The organism is Candidatus Methanoperedens nitratireducens (assembly GCF_000685155.1).
In the GTDB taxonomy this organism is placed as follows: Archaea; Halobacteriota; Methanosarcinia; order Methanosarcinales; family Methanoperedenaceae; genus Methanoperedens; species Methanoperedens nitratireducens.
On record NZ_JMIY01000006.1, the window covers coordinates 52,778 to 75,757 of the forward strand.

General features: G+C 40.0%; 25 protein-coding genes, 2 tRNA genes and 1 pseudogene. 9 read left to right on the plus strand and 19 right to left on the minus strand.

All coding sequences use genetic code 11. The features are described 5' to 3' along the window. Positions 1-257: 257 nt before the first annotated feature. Positions 258-851, plus strand: coding sequence for a dCTP deaminase (gene dcd / locus ANME2D_RS11840; protein ID WP_048092066.1), 594 nt, complete (start codon positions 258-260; stop codon positions 849-851). A 148-nt stretch (positions 852-999) separates the two neighbouring features. On the opposite strand, the gene ANME2D_RS11845 is transcribed toward dcd, so the two are convergent. Together ANME2D_RS11845 and ANME2D_RS11850 are read right to left on the minus strand one after the other, a co-directional pair. Next, the gene (locus ANME2D_RS11845; RefSeq protein ID WP_048092068.1) at positions 1,000-1,725 is read right to left on the minus strand and encodes a hypothetical protein; all 726 of its coding nucleotides are present in this window, start codon (positions 1,723-1,725) and stop codon (positions 1,000-1,002) included. A gap of 399 nt (positions 1,726-2,124) precedes the next feature. Beyond that, on the minus strand, positions 2,125-2,793 hold the full coding sequence (locus ANME2D_RS11850) for a hypothetical protein (RefSeq protein WP_048092070.1): 669 nt from the start codon (positions 2,791-2,793) through the stop codon (positions 2,125-2,127). A gap of 177 nt (positions 2,794-2,970) precedes the next feature. Between ANME2D_RS11850 and ANME2D_RS11855 the strand changes: the two genes are divergently transcribed. From ANME2D_RS11855 to ANME2D_RS11870, 4 genes are all read left to right on the plus strand, one after another. Continuing rightward, positions 2,971-3,321, plus strand: a complete 351-nt coding sequence (locus tag ANME2D_RS11855; protein ID WP_048092072.1) for a hypothetical protein — start codon at positions 2,971-2,973, stop codon at positions 3,319-3,321. Between the two features lie 18 nt (positions 3,322-3,339). Then, entirely contained in the window at positions 3,340-4,029 is a 690-nt protein-coding gene (locus ANME2D_RS17000; RefSeq protein WP_052368892.1) for a class I SAM-dependent DNA methyltransferase, read from the plus strand. A gap of 35 nt (positions 4,030-4,064) precedes the next feature. Then, positions 4,065-4,637, plus strand: coding sequence for a hypothetical protein (locus tag ANME2D_RS11865; protein WP_157834108.1), 573 nt, complete (start codon positions 4,065-4,067; stop codon positions 4,635-4,637). Positions 4,638-4,993: 356 nt separating this feature from the next. Next, entirely contained in the window at positions 4,994-5,986 is a 993-nt protein-coding gene (locus ANME2D_RS11870; RefSeq protein WP_157834109.1) for a hypothetical protein, read from the plus strand. A 23-nt stretch (positions 5,987-6,009) separates the two neighbouring features. Here ANME2D_RS11870 and ANME2D_RS11875 read toward each other — a convergent pair whose 3' ends face one another. The 7 genes from ANME2D_RS11875 to ANME2D_RS11905 form a co-directional block, all read right to left on the minus strand. Further along, positions 6,010-7,308 carry a type IV secretory system conjugative DNA transfer family protein gene (locus ANME2D_RS11875; RefSeq protein WP_198527421.1) on the minus strand — a complete coding sequence of 433 codons (1,299 nt, stop codon included), beginning with the start codon at positions 7,306-7,308 and terminating at the stop codon, positions 6,010-6,012. A gap of 160 nt (positions 7,309-7,468) precedes the next feature. Further along, entirely contained in the window at positions 7,469-7,927 is a 459-nt protein-coding gene (locus ANME2D_RS11880; RefSeq protein ID WP_048092082.1) for a hypothetical protein, read from the minus strand. A gap of 3 nt (positions 7,928-7,930) precedes the next feature. Continuing rightward, entirely contained in the window at positions 7,931-8,956 is a 1,026-nt protein-coding gene (locus ANME2D_RS11885; RefSeq protein WP_048092084.1) for a DUF932 domain-containing protein, read from the minus strand. A gap of 133 nt (positions 8,957-9,089) precedes the next feature. Continuing rightward, positions 9,090-9,365: a PDDEXK-like family protein gene (locus ANME2D_RS11890; RefSeq protein ID WP_048092086.1), complete on the minus strand. Its 276-nt coding sequence runs from the start codon at positions 9,363-9,365 to the stop codon at positions 9,090-9,092. A 35-nt stretch (positions 9,366-9,400) separates the two neighbouring features. Further along, entirely contained in the window at positions 9,401-10,234 is an 834-nt protein-coding gene (locus ANME2D_RS11895) for an ATP-binding protein (protein ID WP_048092088.1), read from the minus strand. A gap of 4 nt (positions 10,235-10,238) precedes the next feature. Continuing rightward, positions 10,239-10,964, minus strand: a complete 726-nt coding sequence (locus ANME2D_RS11900) for a hypothetical protein (RefSeq protein ID WP_048092090.1) — start codon at positions 10,962-10,964, stop codon at positions 10,239-10,241. 123 nt (positions 10,965-11,087) lie between these two features. Next, the gene (locus ANME2D_RS11905; RefSeq protein ID WP_048092092.1) at positions 11,088-11,300 is read right to left on the minus strand and encodes a helix-turn-helix transcriptional regulator; all 213 of its coding nucleotides are present in this window, start codon (positions 11,298-11,300) and stop codon (positions 11,088-11,090) included. Between the two features lie 164 nt (positions 11,301-11,464). On the opposite strand from ANME2D_RS11905, the gene ANME2D_RS11910 reads away from it, so the two are divergent. Together ANME2D_RS11910 and ANME2D_RS11915 are read left to right on the plus strand one after the other, a co-directional pair. Beyond that, positions 11,465-11,812, plus strand: a complete 348-nt coding sequence (locus ANME2D_RS11910) for a helix-turn-helix domain-containing protein (protein ID WP_048092094.1) — start codon at positions 11,465-11,467, stop codon at positions 11,810-11,812. Between the two features lie 1,207 nt (positions 11,813-13,019). Continuing rightward, complete coding sequence (locus ANME2D_RS11915) at positions 13,020-13,913, plus strand: tyrosine-type recombinase/integrase (protein ID WP_048092100.1); 894 nt, start codon at positions 13,020-13,022, stop codon at positions 13,911-13,913. Between the two features lies 1 nt (position 13,914). Here the strand turns inward: ANME2D_RS11915 and ANME2D_RS11920 are convergent, their stop codons facing one another. The 4 genes and pseudogenes from ANME2D_RS11920 to ANME2D_RS11930 all read right to left on the minus strand — a co-directional run bounded on the left by ANME2D_RS11920 (position 13,915) and on the right by ANME2D_RS11930 (position 16,991). Then, entirely contained in the window at positions 13,915-14,859 is a 945-nt protein-coding gene (locus tag ANME2D_RS11920) for a tyrosine-type recombinase/integrase (RefSeq protein ID WP_048092101.1), read from the minus strand. Positions 14,860-14,960: 101 nt separating this feature from the next. Continuing rightward, positions 14,961-15,200 (minus strand): hypothetical protein, encoded by a 240-nt coding sequence (locus tag ANME2D_RS11925; RefSeq protein ID WP_048092103.1) that lies wholly within the window; start codon positions 15,198-15,200, stop codon positions 14,961-14,963. Positions 15,201-15,558: 358 nt separating this feature from the next. Further along, positions 15,559-15,894 (minus strand): annotated as a pseudogene (locus ANME2D_RS19075) (transposase); the annotation flags it as partial. 140 nt (positions 15,895-16,034) lie between these two features. Further along, positions 16,035-16,991 (minus strand): winged-helix domain-containing protein, encoded by a 957-nt coding sequence (locus tag ANME2D_RS11930; protein ID WP_048092105.1) that lies wholly within the window; start codon positions 16,989-16,991, stop codon positions 16,035-16,037. A 245-nt stretch (positions 16,992-17,236) separates the two neighbouring features. Here ANME2D_RS11930 and ANME2D_RS11935 point away from each other — a divergent pair, with 245 nt between their 5' ends. Further along, the gene (locus tag ANME2D_RS11935) at positions 17,237-18,025 is read left to right on the plus strand and encodes a CopG family ribbon-helix-helix protein (protein ID WP_048092107.1); all 789 of its coding nucleotides are present in this window, start codon (positions 17,237-17,239) and stop codon (positions 18,023-18,025) included. Between the two features lie 10 nt (positions 18,026-18,035). Here the strand turns inward: ANME2D_RS11935 and ANME2D_RS11940 are convergent, their stop codons facing one another. The 5 genes from ANME2D_RS11940 to ANME2D_RS11960 all read right to left on the minus strand — a co-directional run bounded on the left by ANME2D_RS11940 (position 18,036) and on the right by ANME2D_RS11960 (position 21,076). Continuing rightward, on the minus strand, positions 18,036-19,355 hold the full coding sequence (locus ANME2D_RS11940; RefSeq protein ID WP_052368893.1) for a site-specific integrase: 1,320 nt from the start codon (positions 19,353-19,355) through the stop codon (positions 18,036-18,038). 55 nt (positions 19,356-19,410) lie between these two features. Next, positions 19,411-19,485, minus strand: a tRNA-Arg gene (locus ANME2D_RS11945). Positions 19,486-19,543: 58 nt separating this feature from the next. Next, complete coding sequence (locus ANME2D_RS11950) at positions 19,544-20,587, minus strand: DUF1464 family protein (RefSeq protein ID WP_048092111.1); 1,044 nt, start codon at positions 20,585-20,587, stop codon at positions 19,544-19,546. A gap of 49 nt (positions 20,588-20,636) precedes the next feature. Continuing rightward, positions 20,637-20,837 (minus strand): hypothetical protein, encoded by a 201-nt coding sequence (locus tag ANME2D_RS11955; RefSeq protein ID WP_048092112.1) that lies wholly within the window; start codon positions 20,835-20,837, stop codon positions 20,637-20,639. A 166-nt stretch (positions 20,838-21,003) separates the two neighbouring features. After that, a tRNA-Asp gene (locus ANME2D_RS11960) sits at positions 21,004-21,076 on the minus strand. Positions 21,077-21,294: 218 nt separating this feature from the next. Here ANME2D_RS11960 and ANME2D_RS11965 point away from each other — a divergent pair. Then, on the plus strand, positions 21,295-22,461 hold the full coding sequence (locus ANME2D_RS11965; RefSeq protein ID WP_081810264.1) for a PAS domain-containing sensor histidine kinase: 1,167 nt from the start codon (positions 21,295-21,297) through the stop codon (positions 22,459-22,461). Positions 22,462-22,787: 326 nt separating this feature from the next. Here the strand turns inward: ANME2D_RS11965 and ANME2D_RS18565 are convergent. Beyond that, positions 22,788-22,980: hypothetical protein (locus tag ANME2D_RS18565; RefSeq protein ID WP_048092117.1), on the minus strand; the 193-nt coding region annotated here is incomplete at its 5' end.

The window sequence follows — 22,980 nt, forward strand, 5'->3', positions numbered from 1 at the left end:
TACACTTCGCATGTGCATGGATAACGTTCAGAGCTTCTGGACTTTTCGGATAGGCTCTTAGTCCTTAAATAGCTAATATTTTTTCTCACATTTCAATGGTAACCGTTATCTGAAGACGATATAAATCTAATATTCAATGGAAAATTGAACTCTATACAGGAAGGCTTAAGTAACAATCTACTTGATACAAAAATGTTAGCTACTGAAGAAAATAATTATTAATTAAATATATAATATTGCATTTATAGTGTTAAAATATGATACTTACGCAAGATCAAATAATGGAGGAAATATCTCGCAATAAGATTGTTATTGATCCTTTAGATAAAAGTTTATTTAGACCATCATCCTATATATTAAGATTATCTAATAAATTAATTGAATTTAATAAGATCGAATGTGTGGATGTTTTAGATGAGAAATCAATATATTCCAATGTAACAAGTATTAAAACATTTGATTCATATATAATTCGGCCCCATCAACTTATTTTGTCATCGACGTATGAAAAAATTGGGATTTCTGAAGATTATGCAGGTATTATCATGGGTTTATCTCATATCGCCCGACTAGGATTGAGTTTATTAACTTCATCTTTTATAAGTCCAGGTTTTGGAATCGATACAAAATCTACTTTAACCTTAGAATTGTTTTCGGTAAATCCATCTTCAATAAAAATATATAAAAATATGCCTATTTGTCACATAATATTTCTCAAATTAGCTGAGAGTGCAAAGGAATTGTATGATCAAAGCGTATCATTTTATTCAGGTAAAGATACCCCTTATATAAGTCAATATCCTTTAGAATTTAATCAAATAATAAAAAAGATTGAAAGAAATGATCAATAAGTATTGCTCTTGATGCCACAATTATCCTCTCCCTGTTTCCCTGAGGCTTGAAATTGTAAAAAGGAGGCAGAGTCACAATCAGATGCCAAAAGCATTTAAGGAAGATCAGTTTTCTGCAAATACAGTGTTATGCAAAATCCCAAAGCTCTCAAGGCAGTTCACTTTTTGAGCGAAGCCAATTACGGAGAATAGTTTCAATAAGAGGCTTCGCTTCAGAAAGTGTCATCGGGTCTTTAGGTGGTGGTATTGTATTCTTGCCATGACGTGCTTCATCTCCAATTGCGCCAGGGCTATTGGCTGTATACTTGAAGCGTTTGATTGATTTCTCAGTTGCCCATCCATTATTTATAATGTTAAGCTTACCTCCAACATCGCTCTCAATTACTTCATAGATGCGATACAGGCTTACCCAGTCATGTGTGCCAGCGCCAAAGAGTCGAAGAGCCTTCGCAACATTTGTGTCATGTTGGGCAACAGTAATCCAGCTTGGGATGGGATCACCCTGATGCCTCTCTTGGATTGTACCATCTGGTGCTATAACAGATGCACTCACACTCGTTCGCAAATTGATGGTTTCTGAAAAGGAAATGGAAACAAATCCATGGACTGTCCCATCGTCATCAATATTACCAACGCTAGCCACTGCTAGGGGTTTTCGCATGCCCAAGGTTAACCTTGCGGCCCCATTAATTTGAGAAATAATCTCATTAGCCTTATTTCTCACATCATCTGCATCTTTTAACAAGTTAAAATCCGTTGATTTCAGAATAAATTCTTCTCCTTTTCGAGTGATACATAGTCCTGATGAATTGAGAGACTTGGATAACTCTTCAAGATCAAAAATATCTCCTGCAATCACTACAAACCATTCCATTGTAACACCTTATAATCTTGATTTTTCGCTTGACACTTTTATACTGCATCGCATTATATCATCCAAGATGGGAGCATAGGCGCATTGTGTATATACTCACTTTGGATATATTACTAAGCTGTTCCATATATAATCCCAACCCTATAAACCCCACCCACCAGACGCATTTTGGACGCCGTCTACCAGACGAAAACTGAACAACTCTAAAAAACAGGGCTAATAAGCGATTATTTAAGCAGAAACCCAGTCCCCAAGGCTCCTGCCCCTTGTTCAATTTCCGTCCGCTAACTTCCCAAAGCATACGAAATCCGTCACCTCGATCAAACCTAATATGATCCAAAAACCAGACGAAAATTGAACCAAAAATTTCAGCCAAGAATGGCTGTGATTTTTCTCCTTCTACGAATATCTTACCTCTATGCCGTCAGTCTTGCTCAATTTATAAAAAGAAACAAATCGCTTTACAGAGTCGCTATCCGATTTAACCTTCTTGCTTAATAGTTTATATTTTTTAAGAAGATATTTTTCTAACTCGCCATAGAAAGCGAACAATATACCAGCAGACATATTAAAATCTTTAAAAGGAATAATCCTGATGAACACCAAGAACCCAGGTACAGCGGTTTTGCTTAGAGAGAGGTCTATTATTTTAATGTCACCCTTCTTATTTAAAATATCCTCCAGGATTAACGATTTTTCTGCTCTTGAAATAGAGATAATCTTGAATAAAGAGGTATAGGACGAAATGAAAGCATCCAATATCTCTTTCTCAATATCATTTTCCCAGCCAATTTTCTCTCGATAAATCTCAACGGTATTTTGCTTGTTTACTTTATATTCGCGCAGGGCAAAATCCATTAAAATATTCAGTTCGTCTTCATTATCGAGTATTAAAGTATCGCCTCGAGCCGCACCGAGCAACCTTGCCGCTTTTATGAATACATCGGGATCAAGGCATGTATCTATTATTTTATGATTTAGTTCCTTGCTGATTTTCCTGTATTCTTTATATTCTTCGATAATACCCTTAGTAGTTTTCTCACTAAAAAGTTTCTTTAACCAGTTCATAAAGGATTCGCAGTTTCTCTATAGAACTGATTCGCCGTAACAATATTAATATTTGCTATAAGGCTTTGAACTTACATCGCCTCTTCAAGCACAAATTACCCCTCCTCTTGCCATCGCATCCCAGCTATCTTATAATGAAGTAGCATAGTGATTTTAACTAATTTTTAAAACACTACCATGGAACTCAACGACAAAAAACTCAAACAAATTTTAAAAGAACAAAGCGAAGACTTCAAAAGGCACGTCAGCACCCTGGCCGAGGACTTCCACTCTCAAGTCAAGCTCATTGGCGAGCAATACAGCTCAATCAAAGAAACTTTGGATGCCCATACTGCCGATATCGCCTCGATCAAAGATACCCTGAACTATCATACAGAAATGATAGTCTCAATGAAAGAGGACATTGAGATAACGAAAGTAGACGTTGAATTCATAAAGAACTCCCTCAAAAAGAAGGTCGACATCGAAGAATTCTCAGTCCTCGAAAAACGAGTCACTGCCCTTGAGTCAAAGGTTAGAGCAAAGTAAATATTTTTAAATTGCTTTATGAAGGAAACAAAATTAAATAAAAAATTTAAAATAATTGAGAAATATAATGACACTTTGGCGCCAGTATATGATAAAGCGACTTTAGGTGAATTTAAATGGATTGCACCCGTTGAAGCCAATAAACTTATTTTACCTTATATAAAACCTGAGTTTAGTATCCTTGATGTTGGCATAGGAACAGGTCAATCATCAGCAGAATTATTCAAGGCTGGCTGTAAAATATGCGGAATAGATATTTCACAAAAGATGCTAGAAATAACAAAGAAAAAATTTCCGGATTTTGAGCTGTATCTGGCAGATTTAGAGGAAGGACTCCCTAAACTTGCTGGTCGTTCTTTTGATGTAATTACGGCAATAGGAATTATAGAATTTGTACAGGATATTAATAAGGCAATAAATTTGTTGGCTAGTTTTCTTAAACCATCTGGTTTTCTATGTTTGACTTTTGAGGAATATTTACCGGATCATAGAATACAGCAATGGAAAAAATCAGAAATAGGAAAAGGTGCAATAGACCCAATTCCTGAGTTACTAACGTTTTTAGTCCAGAGATATACTCTCAAAGAAATTGAAGATATACTTCAACAGCATGAGTTAAAGGTGCTCAAAAATAAAAGGTTTCAATCGTATTTAAAGTCAAACGAAAAAATCCCGGTTTACTATTGGATTGTTCTGGCAAAAAATTAATATATTTGAGGTTGTAATAATCGGCGGGTATGGTTATGTTAGCTAACCTAACGTCGGTTATAGAAGCGATTGTTGCGAGTATAAATATTGTTACGGTTATTTCCAGTATTATAACCATAATCGTATCTTTGCCACTCATTGTTGGGTTTACCCAATCTATGATTTATCGATTACTTCGAAAGAAGGGACGTTATGAAGGCATTTGGCATGCATATCATTTTACCAGTATGCATGGTAAAACTTTACTTAGACATGAAGTATGGGTAATTAAAAGAAACATAGTAAATAAATTAATAATTACTACAAAAGATCCCAAAAATCCTGATTTAGAATATAAAGGAGTTATCTCAAAAGAGAGAAATTATCTCCTTATTTTATTAAAAGGCGGACATGATGAAGAGGTACAGATGCGATTCTTTGATATCATCCCTACAGGTCAAGATATAGCCTTTGGGTTAGCTATGGGGGTAGATTTCGATAATAAGCCTCAATGTCTTATAAGAATTATGAGTCGCAAAGAATTTACCGATGAGGAAGCAAGAGATCTTTTATTGTCTAAAACTAAAATAAAGAACCCGCCTGGAATTATAAGTATCAATGATTCATAAAGAACTCCCTCAAAAGAAAAGTCGATATTGACGAATTCGCCGTCCTTGAAAAACGCGTCGCTGCTTTAGAATCCACGGTTAGAGCTCGGTAAACTCTTATACCTACTCTTAAACCTTTTTTAAACACTCTCCTCCCAGAGGGAGTTTTTCTTGCGATAGCAAACCCACCCGCCAGACGAATTTTGGACACGCCACACCAGACGAAAACTGGACAACTTTAAAAAACATGGTATTATAAGCCTAATGCTTAACAAAGACTCCATAAATTAGATAGAAGCGGAGTCTTTACTTTTGTCCAATTTGCGTCTGCTAACCACTTAAAAAGTACAAAATCCGTCATCTCGATCAAACCTAATATGAGCCTAAAACCAGACGAAAATCGAACCAAAAATCAAGCGCCAAAACTCCTGAACTATGAGCCTAAAATCCCTTGTCCTTTTTGCGAGGGCAAAAACACAGCCAAAGCCGGCCAGCGATCAAAGCGAGAGGGGAGAGAGCAAAAATATTACTGTAAAACCTGCAAAAAATACTTCTCATCTTCTTCTATGCCCCATAAAACATATTCGCCCAAAGTGATTCTGAATGGGGTCACTTATTACAATCTCGGCCATAAACTCGATGCCACCCGCAAAAAATTAAGCAGCCAGTTCAAACAAAAGGTTCCCAAAAGCACGCTTTACTCCTGGATAAAGCAATACGAGGACATTTGTACCTTTGTAAAATACCGCAGAAAACTCTCTATCCTGCCAGAAGAGGCGATAACTGAAAAGGTTTTCAAGCACCACCAGGAATACGCTTTCAAGCTTCACCGCTTAAAGCTGAACATCTTCTCAAAAAAATTCCCTAAAATCAGAAAGTATCTCTGGCAGATTTACAAAAGCTGTCCTGACGAGATCTTTGAACATGGACAAAGGTGTTCAGGTACGATAATAGAAAACATCCACCTTAGAAGAGAGAGAACAAAAGACAACAATGCAGTCCTATTAGCAAAACTTGCCCTGCTCCTGGCAAAGCGAAACAAGGACAGGCACCCCGCGATCCAGGACTTTATGCTAAAGAACGACACAGCAACAGTAGCTGTAGAAGTTCCAGTCTATCTTTATCCCAATGAGATGCCAGAACTTAGCATAAAAGAGCCAATCTGCGGCCATATTGACATTTTGCAAATCCGCTGGGACAAAGTCTGGATTCTTGATTACAAGCCTGATGCCAAGTTCAATCCCGTAAAATCCCTGCACCAGATTTACCTCTATAAGCTTGCCTTGAGCAAAAGAACAGGTATTCCCATGGAAAACATCCGTGCCGCTTACTTTGACGATAGGGACTACTTTGAATTAAGAGAGACTTGATACGCCTGGGATAAAAAGCTGTTTTATTCACCCCATCTCTCAATCTTACCCTCTACTTCCTCTCTCTTACATGTATACCTGGATCTCGATAACGCAATTATCTTCTCCCTGTTTCCCTGAGGCTTGAAGTTATAAAAAGGAGGTAAAGTCACTGCCGAGAACGGTTTTGACATTCTGCCATTTATTGCCAGCATAAGATAGAGATGATGCTTGCCGTGGTTTACCAGGTCCTGCCTGTTAAATTCTGGGTAGAACTGCTTCTCCAGGGATTCCCCGTTTTCTGCTCCAACAGGCAGCGATATTATAGTCCCCACGTTTCCAAATATCGCCTTGCTCAGTCTCTCATCCAACTGACCGATATACTGGTGAGCAAGCGCCAGACACAGCCTGTATTTCCTTGCCTCTGACAGGATGCCGTCAAAAGTCTCGATGCTCACGAAGTTCTGGAATTCATCAACAAAAAGGTAAAAATCCTTTCTTTGCTCCTCTTCAATGTCAATCCTGCTCATTGCCGCAAGCTGGAGCTTTGTGGTAATAAGAGACCCGAGAAAAGAAGAATTATCTTCTCCGATCCTTCCTTTTGCTAAATTAACAAGAAGGATTTTTTGTTTATCCATAAGCTCTCTGAAGTCCACCCTGCTTTCAGTCTGCCCAACAATGTTCCTGACCAGGGGAACCGAAAGGAAAGCCCCCAGCTTGTTCTGGATAGGCGACAGAGCCTCTCCTTTGAACTGGTAAAGATACTTTGGAAACTCGTTCTTCCAGAATGATTTTACTATCGGATCTTCTATTTCCCCAACTATTTTATTCCTGTATCTCCAGTCTGAAAGCATCCTGTATATATCAAGCAAAGTTTTACTTTTATTATAGTCAAGCAAAGTCTTTTCCCCATCAAGCAAGGCCAGTATCACATTTCTCAGGATATGTTCCTGTCTGTGCTGCCAGTATTCGGCATACAGTTTCCTGAAAACCGAAATCAGGCCAGAAACTGCAAAATACCTTCTTTCAGGCTCCACAGTCTCAAGAACGTTTAGGGCAATTGGATAATCAGTATCAGCAGGATTGAAATAGATAACATCATTAACCCTCCAACTTGGAATATAATCAAGGAGAGCTTCCACTGCATCGCCGTGCGGGTCTATGAAGCATACACCCTCGTTTCCGTAGATATCGTTTAAGATCATGTTCAAAAGAAGAGTGGTCTTTCCCATCCCTGTCTTTCCAATAACGTACATGTGGAGCCGCCTGTCCTCCCTCTTTATTCCAAAAGTCTCTCCTTTTCCTCTGAAATCAGTTTTAGCAAAAAGGTTGATGTCTGGCATAGAAGAGAACATAAAAAATAACCAAAGAAGCTTTTTGTTCCGATTATTCGGAAACAGTACCGCCTCCTCCAGGCAATACTCTTCTGCCAGTTGGCGAAAGAAAAAGCTTCTTTGGATTTGGACTTTGTTTAAAGAGCTACCTTTGAGGGTTAAGCCTGTTTTAACCTCTCCACTCATCCATTGCGTTTAGCCTCTCAACCATTTCATTTATAGACTTTTTGTCTCTTTCCCTTGAGAGGCAGATTAGATTGTTCAGGATCTCCGAGGCCTCTTTTTTTGTCAGGCTCTCTGGCACATTTTCTATCCCGAACTTGTGCAGGGCATACCTTTGCTTATCAGTGGCTGGCCTGGCATTTTTTTCTTTTGGACTGCTTCCGTTGCCGTTTATTTTACCCTCTTCTCTTATCTCTGCTATATTTTCTGCTTTTGATTCTGTATTTTTCCCGTTCTCTCTTTGTAGCTTAGAAATGAGTTCTGATCTCAGGTCACGGGCTATCTCTTTGAATATCTCGCTGGCTATGTACCTGGCATTGTTAGGATTTACTTTTAAGGCTTTTCCAAAGGCTTTCTGGTAGATTTCACCATAGAGCTCTATTCTGTCTTCGATTTTCTTTTCCATCTTTTAGCCTTCTTGAGCAATCATTTTCTCAAATTCCCTGTTCTCTGCATTCAGGAGCCTTCCTCCGAACTCCTCAAGCCTTATTTGCTCATCCACGTTCTTTGTTTCCCTGGCCAGGCTTGTGACCGCATTCACTAATCCGTACTTTGTGTGCTCTGAGAAATACACCAGAAGATCATCTCTTTGTTCTTCGCTCAGGCTAGCAATCCTTGTAACGTTATCTACTGCTTTTATCGGCCTCTCAATTGTAATTTCAGTGCTTTCTCTCATCTTCTCAACCCAGGAAGAGAAGATACCGTGGTCAAACGTTGCCCTGATGATATCCCTTGCCTTTGCCCAGAGAACCCTGTCCTCAAGCTCCCTTGTTTCATCTGACCAGTTTATCTCTCCTATCTCTACGGTCTGCTTTCCAAGATGGACTTTTTTTAGCGAATGCTCACCGATAAGGCCGTTGCTGCATATTCTCCTGAGGATGAATGTCTCAACCCTGAAGGCTGATGCTCCCACCTCAGAATTCCTGATTATCAGGCCTCCTGAGATCACATCTCCTGCCGTGACCTCGGCTGAGAGAGTCCTATCTATTGCTTTCAGATAAAGCATGGTCTCGGTGACCTCAGCCCTGTAGATCTCTACTGTCTCTTTTTTCCTGAATTCCTCCATTGAGAGGTATATCAGGTCGTAGTTGTCCATTATCCTGTACCTGTCAGAAAGCACTGCCCTGATTTTGCTGTCCGTGACTCTTACCAGCCTTCTCTCTTTTTCCCCGATCCAGGCGTTGATGTTATCTGCCAGAAGCTCGGTCTTTTCTGCATTAATCATCCTGTCGTAGTATCTCTTCGGTATCTGCAACTTCTCTGCCATTTGCGAGTGTGCCCATGCGGTAAGCGGAAAGCTCCCGTGTTCAGGTATCTTAAGTTTCACCTTATCTTTCTCATCTGATACTGCTTTTAGACTTCTGCTGTCCACAATCAAATCCAGGCTAGATTCTTTTTTCCTCTCAAGTTCTTTTACCAGTGTTCTAATTTCCATTTTAGTTTGCCTCCTCAGGTAGATTTTTATTTATTTTTAATCCACCAACTCAATCCCTTGAAAAGCAGGGGACTGAATCGGGGGATGGAGGCAGCGGCTGGCGGCGGTTGCTTTGCAACCGAGAATAAACAAATCAGCAGTCAACGATTTTCCAGCATTTCTTAACATACCAGATCTGCTTTTCAACTGATGCTGGAACTTGTATTCCCTTGAGCTTCCTAAGCTCTCTTTTCAGGCTGAACTTGCCTGATTTTACCTGCAAGAATAGAACTTTTGATCCTGATATAGCCACAATGTCAAAAGGAGAGTGGGTGCTTGCAGCCCGAAAAACAGTGTGAAACTTCTTCCTTCTTTTTAAAATCCTCTTTGCTTCTAGCTCTTTTAAGTATCCTTTTTTGTAGGAAGTCATGTTTTTGTTGGGATTACTCTTTTTAATGATTGATTTCAGGCTTTCCAGTCCTGAATATCTCTGTTCTTGCTATAGTTCGGATTATTTTTGATTCTGTAATCATGACCCTGCATCTGGATTAACTGAGCCATGCCAGCGATGCGTGAAGCGATCCTCTCTCCCAGTCTTTCCTCCAATTCCTCAAGCGTGAGATTTGAGGTGACAATGACTGGTTTCTGCTCAATCCACCGTTCATCAATGATCTGGTATAAAACCTGACGCACCCAGTCGGTTGTTTTCTCTGATCCTATGTCATCAAGAATTAAGAGGGGAGTAAGCGCGTATTTTCTCAAAAGTTCGCTTTCACTCTCTGCTCTCCAGCTTTCGTTTTCGTTAAAGGTACTTCGAATATCAAGAAGAAGATCAACAATACGCACGAACCGAACCAGAATCTGCTTCTCTTCGATAATGTATCTTGCAATTGCCACTGCCAGGTGGGTTTTGCCTGAGCCTGCCCTTCCGTAGAACATAAAGCCGTACTTCGTACCAGGCCCGAATTCTTCGGCGTATTTCTTTGCTGTACTGTAAGCAACTCCACGGTATCTTTGTTCAAAGGACTTGAAGGTCATGTGATGCATAATTCCCCTGATTCCAGATCCTTTGATAAGGCGGGCAATTTTTTCTTCTCTGAGTTTTCTTTGCGCCTCCTTCTCCTTTTCGGTAAGGATTGTCGTTAGGCATTCCTTGCAGTATTCCTGCTTTCTCCAGCCAATGATAGGAACAAGTTTTGGTTCAACTGGTTTTTTACAGTGCTTGCAGGAAGTAGAAGCAGGGACTTCTCCAGATTTTTCCTGTTCTCTGATTTTGATTACTGCTTTCAGTTTTAGCATGGCTTTAATCTTTAATGGCCAGATGCGAGTATTTTCCTGCCTTTTGCTTTTTAGGCATGAATTTAAGAGAGTTCTGCGCCAGGTTTCTGTAGTCAGGATTTTTATCTTTCCACCAGTTGTCTTTTCTCATGCGCTCCAATCCCGCTAATATCTCTTCAGGCGCATAACCTGCATCTTTTAGCTCACCAAGGGCTTTAAGCTGAATGCCGATACTTCGCCTGGTAAGTTTGCTTCCATAGATTTCTTCAAGTTTTTTAAGAAGCTCTTTTGTCCATGAACCCTTACTTATGAATTGATTTTCTGATTTACTGGATTTCTTAACAGGATCAATATTATTAGTTATATTTCTATTAGTTATATTATCTATTAGTTCTGCTCTGGTTTTCAGAGCACCCCTGCTCTGATTTCCAGAACACCCCTGCTCTGGTTTTCGGAGCACCCCCTGGTTTGCTCTGTCGTACCATGTGATGTCGTAAACATTGTTTTTCCCTTTGTCCTGTGTCACTTTCAGGCGTCCGCTTTGCTTCATCTTTTTTACGGTTTTACTGATCTTATCCATGCTCCAGCCAAGGTCTTTTTGCACGGTCCTGAAGCTCGGGAAGGCCTCGTGCCTGTTGATTGCATAGAGCTTAAGATACAGGTATAAATGCAGTTCAGAAGATTCACAATTCCTGATAAGCCAGTATCTGGCTATACTGTATTTGCTCTCTAAATGCCTGGTCTTGTCCATAACTGATTTTTATATCCAGCAAATTTTTTAAAATTCACCCTGCAAGGGCAAAGCTGCCACTTGATAATCGTGGTAAGATAAAAAGTAGAGCTAGCAGTCGTTTTAAGCTGCTGCAAACGCTTCTTAGTGGGATAGATCAAGAAAAACTTCGTTTACGCTCTTTTCCAGAGCCTTTGCAATTTTCTTTGCCAGGTAAATGCTTGGCATCCTCTCTCCAGTCTCGATCATTGATATCTCTGACTGGAAGATGCCGACCATGCTTGCCAGATCAGATTGCTTTATTCCCTTATCCAGTCTTATTTCCCTTATTTTGTTCTTTAGTTTTGTTTCCTTCATAATCGTCTTTTAACGATATACTTCTATTCTAATCGCTTAAAGACGATTGTAAAGTGGACAATCAGCTATTACTGATAATTTTGAAAAATTATCAACCGTGAACTTGACACTTCCTGTACCTCTGATAATATCAGTAGAAGATTATATAATTAAAAAAATAACCTATGGAATTTGGCCAAAAGTTAAGGAAATTAAGGGAAGAAAGAGGTATTAGCCAGCAGGAGCTAGCAAAAAAGCTCGGCTACAAGTCAAACAGTTATATCTTTGACATAGAGAACGGGGACTTTATCCCCTCAGAGGATAAACTAAAAAAACTTGCAAAAGCCTTGAGGATTCCTTTCTCAAGAATGAAGGATATGATGCTTGAATCAAAGCTTGAGGATATGGGTATAAAAGATCCCCGTTTCATTGGCATGTTCAAGGATTATTCCCGCCTGGGAGAAGAAGATAAAGAGGCGATTGCAAAAGTTTATCTTGAAATAAGAGAAGCAAAATTGGGAGCAGGAGCATAGTTTAAGCAGAAAGATCTTGGAGAAGCTATAGGCGGCTAATATTGGAAGAGGAGGAGCATTTGTTCCTCCTCCATAATGTCCCACTCCCGTTTGTCTTTGGGCAATACCCAACCCCCAAATTGGACATATACTACCCTATGCCGTCTAAACTCTCGTTTAAACGCAAGTTTACCCTCAAAATTAGCCTTCCTCAAGGCTATTTTTATTTCCTTGGAAGATAAGAATATATGCGCTTAGATAAAATTTGAGAAATATAAAAACAGGAGATAAAAATTATGGCAGGTTATGCATGAACCTCTGTGGGCAGGTTTGAACAAGCATTTGAAAAAAATGGACTTTATGTTATACTATGTTCTTATTGGGGAGTTAAGGCCTAATTGGAGCAATTCCTGAACCTGTTTCATTATCAAATCTGGACAGTCAACCGAGTCCATCCATTTAAAGGTTCTAAAATCGTCCCATTTTGCGAGCATTGCAGTAAAAGCGGGGTCAAGAGTCCTGTTTTTTTCCTGCAAATTAAGTGGTTGAAATTTAGCTATTGATAAATTGTTTTAGTTATGATAATGTAGGTTGTATAATAACCATTAATCTAGCAATTTTAGCTGCGTATATCCTTACCAGTTAAGGATATTTTCTTGAATCCGATTTTGGACATTAAACAGGTCGTTACAACGGCATTATATTTTGAAGCCATACCTGCAATTTTCCGCTAAAACAAGCCAAAAAATCAACATTAAAACCTGATTTGGTTGATGGTAACGAACAGGTCTATTGAGAATTTCGATTCTTTGCTTGAATAAAGGGTTTTAGGAAAAAATCGCTCTACTCCCGCCTTAACTAGGCCGGCGGTTTAGATGGAGAAATGGTTGGCTCGTTCAAAATTTATGCCGATGTAGCTCAGTTGGTAGAGCAACTCCATGGTAGAGTCGCAAAGACTTTTTGCCCACTGCCGGGGAAACCTGATAGTGAATCCTGAATAACGGTTAAAGACCTGACACGAGGTTAAGACCGTGGCGTTAACCAGACGCCCGAACGACTGACAAGGGGAGCTAAATCCCGATCATCCGGGACAAGCTTAAGATACAGTCTAACCTTCTGATAAGTGTCTCTCCTAAACAGAAGTAGGAGTGAAGGAGTAGGTCAGCGGTTCAAGTCCGCTCATCGGCTCAAGGAAAATAAATACCGCACTAAAATTGCGGTATTTACTATGGATGCAAGATTGTTAACTGTGAAGTTCTGCGATTACTCCAAGTACATCAAAGGGTATTCGCAAGCCACGCTTAGGAGATACAAAGCGGTTACTCACAATTATTTCAAGTTTGCCGGTATCAATGAAATCGAAGAAGTAACCGAAGATAACGTGAGGAATTTATTTTTCTACGGCAGAACCACGAAGAATTGGGGACAGAACACGTTTATCCAGTACCATAAGACTCTGGGCGTATTCTTTCGCTGGTGCATTAAGGAAGGCTACTTGAAAATTAATCCGATAGAAGAAATTGAAACTCCTAAATTACCCAAAAGATTACCTCCGAAACTAACGAAGCAGGATGCGCTGAGATTGCTTGAGGTGGTTTACAACTATCCGTACAAATACAAATTTCTCAGATACCGCAATCAGGCAATTTTTGCAACTTTCTTATTTTCCGGTATAAGAAAAAAAGAATTACTAAACCTGAAACTCACTGACGTTGATATTGAAAACATGTCTATCTTTATACGCCAGGGGAAGGGGAGTAAGGATAGGGTAGTTCCGATAAGCTTTAGATTGGCCGAGATGCTGACAAAATATTTAGCCGAAAGGCATAGGCTTAAAAGAACCTGTCCGGAATTTTTTACTTCTTTGAATCGCAATGTTGGTTTTACCGAATCGGGCATGAAACGGCTGGTTGATAATATAGTCGGTGCTTCGGGAATTAAATTCACGATTCATAAACTGCGGCACACATTTGCCACGCTGATGCTTGAGGGAGGATGCGATATTTACTCACTGTCCAGGATGCTGGGACACAATGACATAAAAACAACAACAATTTATCTTGCAGCAAGCGCCGATCACCTGAGGTCGCAAATGACCAAGCATCCGCTAAACGACTTTTAAGCTAAGGCAGGTTATCAACGGTTATCGATTCAACGTCTCCTCGCATAGCACTGGTAGGAATATACCTTAAATAAGATGCAGTCATTCGGATATCCTTGTGACCCATAAGCTGCTTAAGCTTGCTGATATCCGAATTGTTGCTTATTAGAGTAATTGCGAAGGTATGGCGTAACTGGTGGGCATGAAAGTTGATGCCGGATTCTCTTTTAAGGAAGTCAATTAAATGCTTGAATCCATCTTTGGTAAACCTGTCGTCATGGTTGTTCGAGACAAAGAAATATGAAGTTGAGTAACCCCTCTTTTTCCGCTCATTGATGTAATCCTCCAGCTTCCTAACAGCAAGCGAATTCAGCGGAATTGACCTGTCTATCCTTGATTTAGAAATTTCTGCCCTGACAGTAAGAATCTTTCTCTCAAGATCAATATCATAGACCTTTAGGCCAAGCAATTCGCTTTTCCTGAGTCCGCAGCAAAATAAAATACAAATCATGGCCATGTTTCTTTTTTGTATAAGGGAGTTCCGCCAGTTAATTTTCATATCAATTGTCGTTAATATGGCCTCAATGTCCTCCTTTTTGAGGAATTTCTTATCTTCGTAGCTCACAGAGGGATACTGCATTTTTTTAAACGGATTCTCCCCTAATAGCCTGTTGTTTTTCAACCATTCGAAGAACTTGTTAAGCTTGGAGCGGTAAGTCGCTACAGTGGATTTTCTTACACCTCTTTTTTTAATACCCTGGCCAACAGTTCGTTCTCTTTTTTCCAGCCGTGTAAAAAATTCCGTCATTGTTTTAGGAGAAATTGTCTCCAGTGCAATAGTAGGCATTATTTTAAGAAGCAAATCAAAACTGGATCGGTAACCCCTCAGGGTTTCCGATGAAAGCTTGGCAGAGAATTCTTCTTCTTTAATAAACTCTGCGAAAAGTTGTGGCAATTCTTTTTTCATTTATTTGCGCTCAAAAGCTCTTGACTTATGGCCATATTTTGAAAAGCAGGTATAAAGGTACTCAAGGCCTCACAAACTCTCGTTTAAACGCAGGTTTACCCTCAAAATCGGCCTTCCTCAGGTCTGTTTTTTGTTCCCTGGGAAAGTCTAAACAACCATTCCAAGATCTTCTTTTTATCCTTGCTTGAGTAATCACTCTTGTCCACCAGCTTGCTGAAGTGCCAAGCTATCATCTTTTTTGAGAAATCCCTTCCTGAAACAGCCCTGAAAAAACAGGTATAGTCTGACCAGTTTGGATTCTCTCTTTTAATTTTTTCAAAAGCCCGCTTAATGGATCTCATATTAACATAATGTTACTTGTATACTTTTATTCTAACCGTATTTATACGGTTGTAAAGTGGACAATCAGCTATTCCTGATAATTTTTTCTGTGAGATGATATCTATGTGTCAGAGGGTAAACAAAGCCTTGTATATCGCAGGTTTACCCCGAAAACCGGCCTTCTTCAGGCTATTCTCATATTCTCCCGTATTCTCCATTCTCATTCTTTATTCTCGGCTATTCTCCATTCTCCCGCCGTATGCTAAGCATACGTATTCTATTATTCTCTTTGCTCAGAAGTTTCAGTAGCCCAAGGGTTAACAGAGTTTCCAGAGGGCAGGTTTAATTTTAATGAAAGATGCTCCCGCCACCCACCCTTCAAATATGACCTCTTGCGTATTTCCCGTCATCCAGTGCGAATTGCAAGTAAATTGATTTATTTTGAAATTGTTTTAAGTCCTCATCTCGAATTGCTTTGCTGATGTCTGAAACAGTAGAACTTGATAATTCCACAACCACCAGTTCTTTGGCAATGCGGGAAAGTTTTCTCGTCGAAACTCCGTTCAGAAACAATGTACCGATGGCTTGATTGACCGAATCGATCCGACGCTACCAATGATCGAACAGAATGTATTCTGGAGTTCCTTCTCTTAAGCGCGGCACTTCAATATCGGGGATATGGCCGTACAGGGTATCAAGCGATCTCTGATAAGATCCATTTCGGTACTAAAGAAGGCAAACGATTTTCTGATTTTGCTGATATAATCAGTAAAAAGAGATTATGTTCCATGCAACTATAACTGTAAAACTATTTTCAAAGACAGAGCATATCGAGTCACTGATGATATAGGTCATTAAACCTTAGGTTCCCATTCTAGAATATAAGTACTATCAAATACAGTCTCTGGAATATACCATAAAATCTTAACCCTGCTATTCTCAAGATAACTAAACGGTTTTATTGGGGTTTCCAATTTTTCAGGTATCTTCTCTGTTTTAAAAAGACCCTTCATTTTCTTAATACCTTTTATTTCTTCTTGTAAGGTGACACAGATCAATAACAATCTGCCTGGACTCCGACCTGCATCACGATAAATATGCTGAATTCCAATCGGGAATGCTTTATTTGCTTTGAATTTGAACCAATAAGAATAGACTTCTCCCTTTTTAATCGGTTTAAAAAAATATATTCTAAAAACTACTTCGTGTTTTCCTTCTATTCCAATTTGTTCAACTTTTAATTTATTCCCATTTCCATCAAATGACTCTAACTCCAATTCATTAAATGTTAAAAAACCTTCATCCCTGTAAAGCCAATGCCTCACGTTCTCTACAGGAGTATCTTTTGCATTTTCAAAAATATAAAATTCAGAGACCACCGCATCACCCTCTTTGTTTAGAACAAGGTAATCTAAAATTTCCACTAGATAATGCCTTCCTTTATGGATTTTTTGCTCAATATATTTCTCCTCTTTTGGAAAGTATGTAAAGTAAAATCCAATATATTCCGGATTAATTTTATAAAAATATTGAGCCCTAGGATCCAATTTTTCAGTTATCTTTGTTGCCGTAATTCTATCTACTAAATTTATTTCGGTTAACTCATTCAGGTGATAACGAATATTATCTATTCTAAAATTTATGCCCCTTTCTTTAAGCCTCTTTTCAATCATTTTGGCACTATACAAGCCTTTTTTATCTGCAAGCACCTCCAGAATTTGTGCTTTAGTTTCATTAATTTTAGATAACTGCTCCTTATCTAATTTCATTAGGTCGAATTTTTTGCCAGAAGGATACTCAATAAGATACATTAAAACTGTATAACGCCACATAGTTTTAATTATTTTTGCTTTTTTCCTAACAACTATTTTGTGATTTATTGGCTTTTAAGAGCTATATGGCTTTTATTTTACAGAATTGACGGTTATTTACAGATTTTTCATTTAAATATACAGTATTAATCGATTTTAAAGCGATTCTTCCCCATTTAAGATAAAATCGCAGTAATATCTGGTTTTATACTTATAGGTTGTACTTAAAAATTGTGCCAATACACATGAATGAAAGAATAGACAAAACTAACACATCTACTGGTACAGAAAGCGATAGGGCATATATCAGCCTTCCCAAGAGAATAAAAGAAAAATATGAATCCTACTGTCAGGAAAAAGGACTCTATACAATATCAGGAGAACTACGCTCAGGCATTATGCTCTGGATGGAAGGCTTAATAGAGGTAAAGAGCAATATAGATGAAGATATCCTGATAAAAGAGATTTTTAAAGGTAAAAAAGTTGAACTTGGCGACAACTACAGAACCGAAATTACATTGAAAGATAATCTAAAGAGGTTTGACGATTTCTGGAGCCAAAAAGGATTCAAAAGCAGGAGCCATGCAATAAGGATGTTGATTTACCATCAGATTCTAGAGCAGAATAACGGGAGCGTTCTAAGCCAGAAGAGGGGAGAGACTGTGAAAAGTCCTCATATAATAGAAGGCGAGAAGAAACTAAACGGGGAGTTGGAAGGACTTAAGAAGAAGTATGGTTTTGGTTCAGAGCTTGACGCGGTAGTCTGGATTCCTGATGCAAAAAGCGCCTTTGAAGCCAGAGTCATAGAAAATAAAATCTATATATATTCCTTGACTTATGAAAATGCCGCAAAAACGCTCAAGCATGAATATAGGGAATATGTTGTTAAAAAATATTTTTCAAAACCTTATATAGATGCTCTAAACGCATCATTGATCGCTTTAAGTATATTCATGAAAGAGATTAAAAATTACTTGGATAATGAAGTTTACAGAGAGCAGGAGAAAATTATTGATATTTTCTTTGAAGATTAAAAATGATCTGCTATTTCCTTATCAATATCTTATTTGAGGGAAGCACGCTCACGAACTGCCAGCCACCGACTAGGCAGGCTTCAAGTTCCTCTTCCTTTACTATTTTCTGAGGATCTGGCTCTTCCCTCTTTTTCTTTATCTCATCCTCAAAAAGCTCATCGATCTCATCCAGAGATAGATCACGCTTAAGCTCCCGCTCTTTAGCGATTTTTACCTCAAGAAGATCAATACCCAGCATATTCTTGGCAATTGCTTTCAGTGCCTCTAATTTGGCTTCCTTCACTATTGTTGCCTGCTCAATCGGTTGGGCAAAAGTCGATAGGAAAGGCTCGCATTGCTTGTATGAGTTCCTTATATCATCTATAAACTCAGGCGGAAGCCTTCCCTTGTTTGTAGAATACTTTGATTCAATATCCCCCTTGTGCCCTGCTATGAACTGAAGATACGTATGCGAGATTTTGCCTTTTGATTCTGCTATTATTAACTGCGTTTCCGCATAAGCCCTGAGAACATAAGGCCTCTTGTTTACGCCCGACTTTCTCATGGCAGTTCTTATCAGATGCGTTATCTTTGAGGTTATCATGAATGGCTTTATTGAGATTTCCGTTCTTTCATGCACGATAAGAGGGCTTTCCTGGGTTAGTTTTTCACCATTCCTGATTCTCTCCTCAAGGTATTCCTTCAGATAGGTGCAGCCTTCAGCAGAAAGAAAGGTGAAATACTTGTGCCTTGCCTTGCTTAACGGTGCCCTTACCATTATCATAGTCGGGATGTTTTCAAACAGGACCTGGCCGTCTTTTACCACAACCTCTGGCAGATCCCCCAACTTCAACCCATCTGAGCCATCGTAGTTACCGATGGACTCAGGCCTTAAATCAGCAAATGCAATCAAAGCCTCTGCCAGCCTTACCCTGCTTGAGGAATTCCTGAATATTCTTGATAGCTCCTCCTGAGAGGGTATCTGCTCGTTCTCTATTGTTGGAGTGGCTGATAGGTTGCTTATCTTTATTTTCCGTGTAAGAGTTATGTCATTGTACCTGAGCCATGACTTGACGTTCTTAAGAATGCCCTGGATATACTGCGGGGCTTTGTTGTCCTTCTCAAGGCGAAAGACCATATCCTCAAGATCATCCTGGAAACCCTTGAGATTCCTTTTGGCCAGCTCGACCATTTGCTTCGGAGTGAGATTAAGAAGTTCGCATGCCTTGCTTAGCCTTCTTTTTGCAACGTCTGCTGTAATCGGACTGCCGCGCCCTAGATTCCTTAACCATCGTGCGACATCATCATCCTTCAAGAGAGGCGCGTATTTAGAGATTCCTTTTTGCGGCATTACCATTATCCCTATGCAATTGCCGCTATAAAAGGTATTCGTACCTAAGTATGAACGGGCCCGGAGGGATTCGAACCCTCGACATCTGGGTTAGAAGCCCAGCGCTATATCCGGGCTAAGCCACGAGCCCCGTGCGAGACCTTTAAATGCCTTGATTATTTAAAAAGCTTTTGTGATGAGCGAGGTATTCAAATCCCATAATCCTTTCTCAAATTCTCAATCTCAGGCAGCAGTATATAATCCAGTGATGTTCCTTTTGCCTCTTTAATTCTCATTATATCAATAAGCTCCTCATACCTACCTCCTGCAAGGCCGTTAGCGACCAGCGCGGCACCCTGAGCAGCTTCTTTAACATTTTTGACATTAAATCCTTCAATTCTTCTTACGGGCACTGAATCGAGGCGTTCTTTTAATTCATCAAAAAGCCCTTTTACTCTTGAGATTCTACCTGATACCAGGATCTCTTCAGGTTCTACTGATACTGTAAGCTGCAGTACATCTTTAATTGCACCCTCCAGATACGCGCTCAAAGCATTCTCATTCTCCATCAATGTCTCAGGCGTTTTGGTAATCGTTTCTACTCCACCTCTGAAGATAAGCTCTTTATCAAATCCCCCTATGAGATAAGCAAGCTCTGCATCCATTCCCCCCATTGAGAGAAAACCAATGTTACCTGTACTTCCTCCAATCCCATCCACGACCGCTCCATTCTTTACTGCAACGGCAGCAGTATATCCAAAACCCATTTCCAGCATTATGAAGGATGTTTTACTGTAATTCTTATTGAGCCTTAATGATTGGTCATATATCCCGAGCGCGGCACAGCAGAGTTTATCAGCCGTACCCATATCGATCTTATTTAATTTCCTATAATCCGGGACTGTGGGAAGATGTATAACACCGGGTAAAAAAAAGACCGGGAGTCCGCTCTGTTTCATCTGGATTATAGATTGACGCATGCCAAGCGTACTTCTCTTATCCTCTTTTTTAATAAGTGACATTAGAAACAACTCCCGCTCACCGATATCATGGATACTGGTAAGTGGAACGCCAAAGCCAGATGGGCCCACAACCAGATCAGCCCCTGTTTTTATGATTACATCTTGCATTAGCCATGGATCATTAATGATATCACGGGTCGATATAGACCGATCAAGGATAACCCTGTTATCATCAAGGCCACAAAAATCAAAACTCCTTGTTCCTGGATCTATACCGATTACTCTGACCATATCCCAAAGTAATCATTCTAACCCTTAATCTTTATGTTTTTATCTCTTTTTATGCCTTTGCAGGCTTTCTCTCAACTACTTTTACCCAGTGACCAGGAGTTACCTCAGCAAGAACTGGAACATCAGGCGGAAGTTCATCAAAATAAACAGTTTCTTCACTCAGTGGATGAATATCATCGTGCGGATGGATATCCCCGCCGCATACTGGACATTTTTCAGCATATGTTTTCCTTTTTTTAAGCAAGGGCATAAAACATAACCTCCCTATTTAAGTTATATTTTAACAGGCATAAGCATATTGGTTGTGGAAACTGGTTGTGAAAAAGAAAATATTAAATGCAAGAGGAGGAGAGAACAGAAAAGAAAGAAAATGGCAAGCCTTATACGATTGTATAGGCTTATAACTTTTAATTGGACGTCCGGACCGGGATTTGAACCCGGGTCGGGGGCTCGACAGGCCCTCATGATAGGCCGCTACACTATCCGGACTTAGCTCTGAATGAGAATCTCATTAAGGGGGTTTTTGCATTTAAGCCTTTTGTTAATCACCGGTATTATCCAGAAAATCCTGCTGTCGGAGGTGTCGGCTCCTGTGAGCAAGTAGCAGAAATTGCCCTGGGTTCTGAGAACGTGAAGTTTATATTATATAATATCTAACCTGATAAGAATCCAATTTAGAAAAACGGGAGTATATACAAAAGTTCGATATGAAACTGTTATTAAAACGATCAGAAATTAAACACGAGAAGATGGCTGAGAGAAAACTGGAAATGGAACCTACATTTCTGCAATCGATCATCGATGGCATAAACGAGCCGATTATGGTGATCGGAATAGATTATCAGGTGAAGCTGATGAACCGGGCTGCCTGTGAATTTTCAGGATGCTCCAGAGCATCAGGGTCATTATGCTACCAGATCTCCCATCATCGCAATACACCCTGTAACGGGGCGGAGCACTCCTGCCCACTGGAACAGGTGCGCAAATCGGGTCTGCCAGTCACTGTGGTGCATGAACACTACCAGTCAAACGGAGAGCGGTACTTTGTTGAGATTATTGCCTCACCTCTGTGGGGAACAGACGGTACTCTTCAGGGAATCGTTGAGTCGATGCGGGATATCACAGAGCGCAAGCGTGCTGAGGAAGAACTGGCGCGACGGACGGCTGAACTGGCTCGCTCGAATGCTGAACTTGAGCAGTTTGCCTATGTGGTCTCACATGATCTTCAGGAGCCACTGCGCATGGTATCAAGCTTTACCCTGCTTCTGGAAAAACGCTATAGAGGTAAGCTTGACAGGAGTGCTGATGAGTTTATCACATACATAGTGGATGGAGCCACACGGATGCAGAGGATGATCGAGGATTTGCTTGCGTACTCGCGTGTTGGAACGCGCGGCAAACCATTTGAGACCATAAACTGCGAGGCTATCTTTGATCAGGCTATGGCCAATCTTAAGGTAGCTATTGAACAAAGTGGTGCTGTGGTGACCCATGATCCTCTACCTGTTATAATGGCTGATATCACTCAAATGGTCGGGTTGTTTCAAAACCTGGTCAGTAACGCCATCAAGTTCAGAAGAGAGGAACAGGAACCACCGCGTATCCATATTTCTGCAAAGATGGGGGAGAATGAATGGGTCTTCTTGGTGCAGGATAATGGCATAGGCATTGCTCCTGAGTCCTTCGGACATCTTTTCCAGTTATTCCAGCGCCTGCATCCTGATGAATACCCGGGTACAGGTATAGGTCTTGCGACCTGCAAGAGGATTGTTGAACGACACGGCGGACGGATATGGGTTGAATCTGAAGAAGGCAAGGGCTCGACATTCTACTTTACAATACAGGTGAGAAATCCAGCGATTCCTGAAGCATGAGAATATATCGAACAGTGCATGCATGGCGCTCCACGTTCGATTAGAAATATCGTCCATCTTTGTGAGAATGCTACCAGTTAGCTCTGTGAATTTCGCTGAGGATGTAACAGCCTTAAGCTCTCCAGCAACTACGAACATCGAAAGTATCTGAGTGCTTACCTAGCCGCTGTACCAGCCATTGGCGAAGTTGCTGTGAAGCACTGAGTTCGCGGAGTATGGTTTCTCAAGCCCTGCGATCTCATTGCCGTAAATAGTATCCGAACCAGGCCTGGCTGCCATCTGACCTAGATTGAGGGACAGTGGTAAACTAAAGCCGGCTTAAAAAATTATATTCTATTTTCTGCAATAAGCCCGGAAGCCTCCATGTAAAATATCGTGAAAATATACTGCCCCGCCACATATGCAGCAATTATAACAAAAGGATACGTCACTATAAGCACGCTGCCTATAAAAAAGACGAAAGTAATGACAAGATAAATGATGAAACTGAGGGTGAATCCCTTAAGATTCTTGAAAATT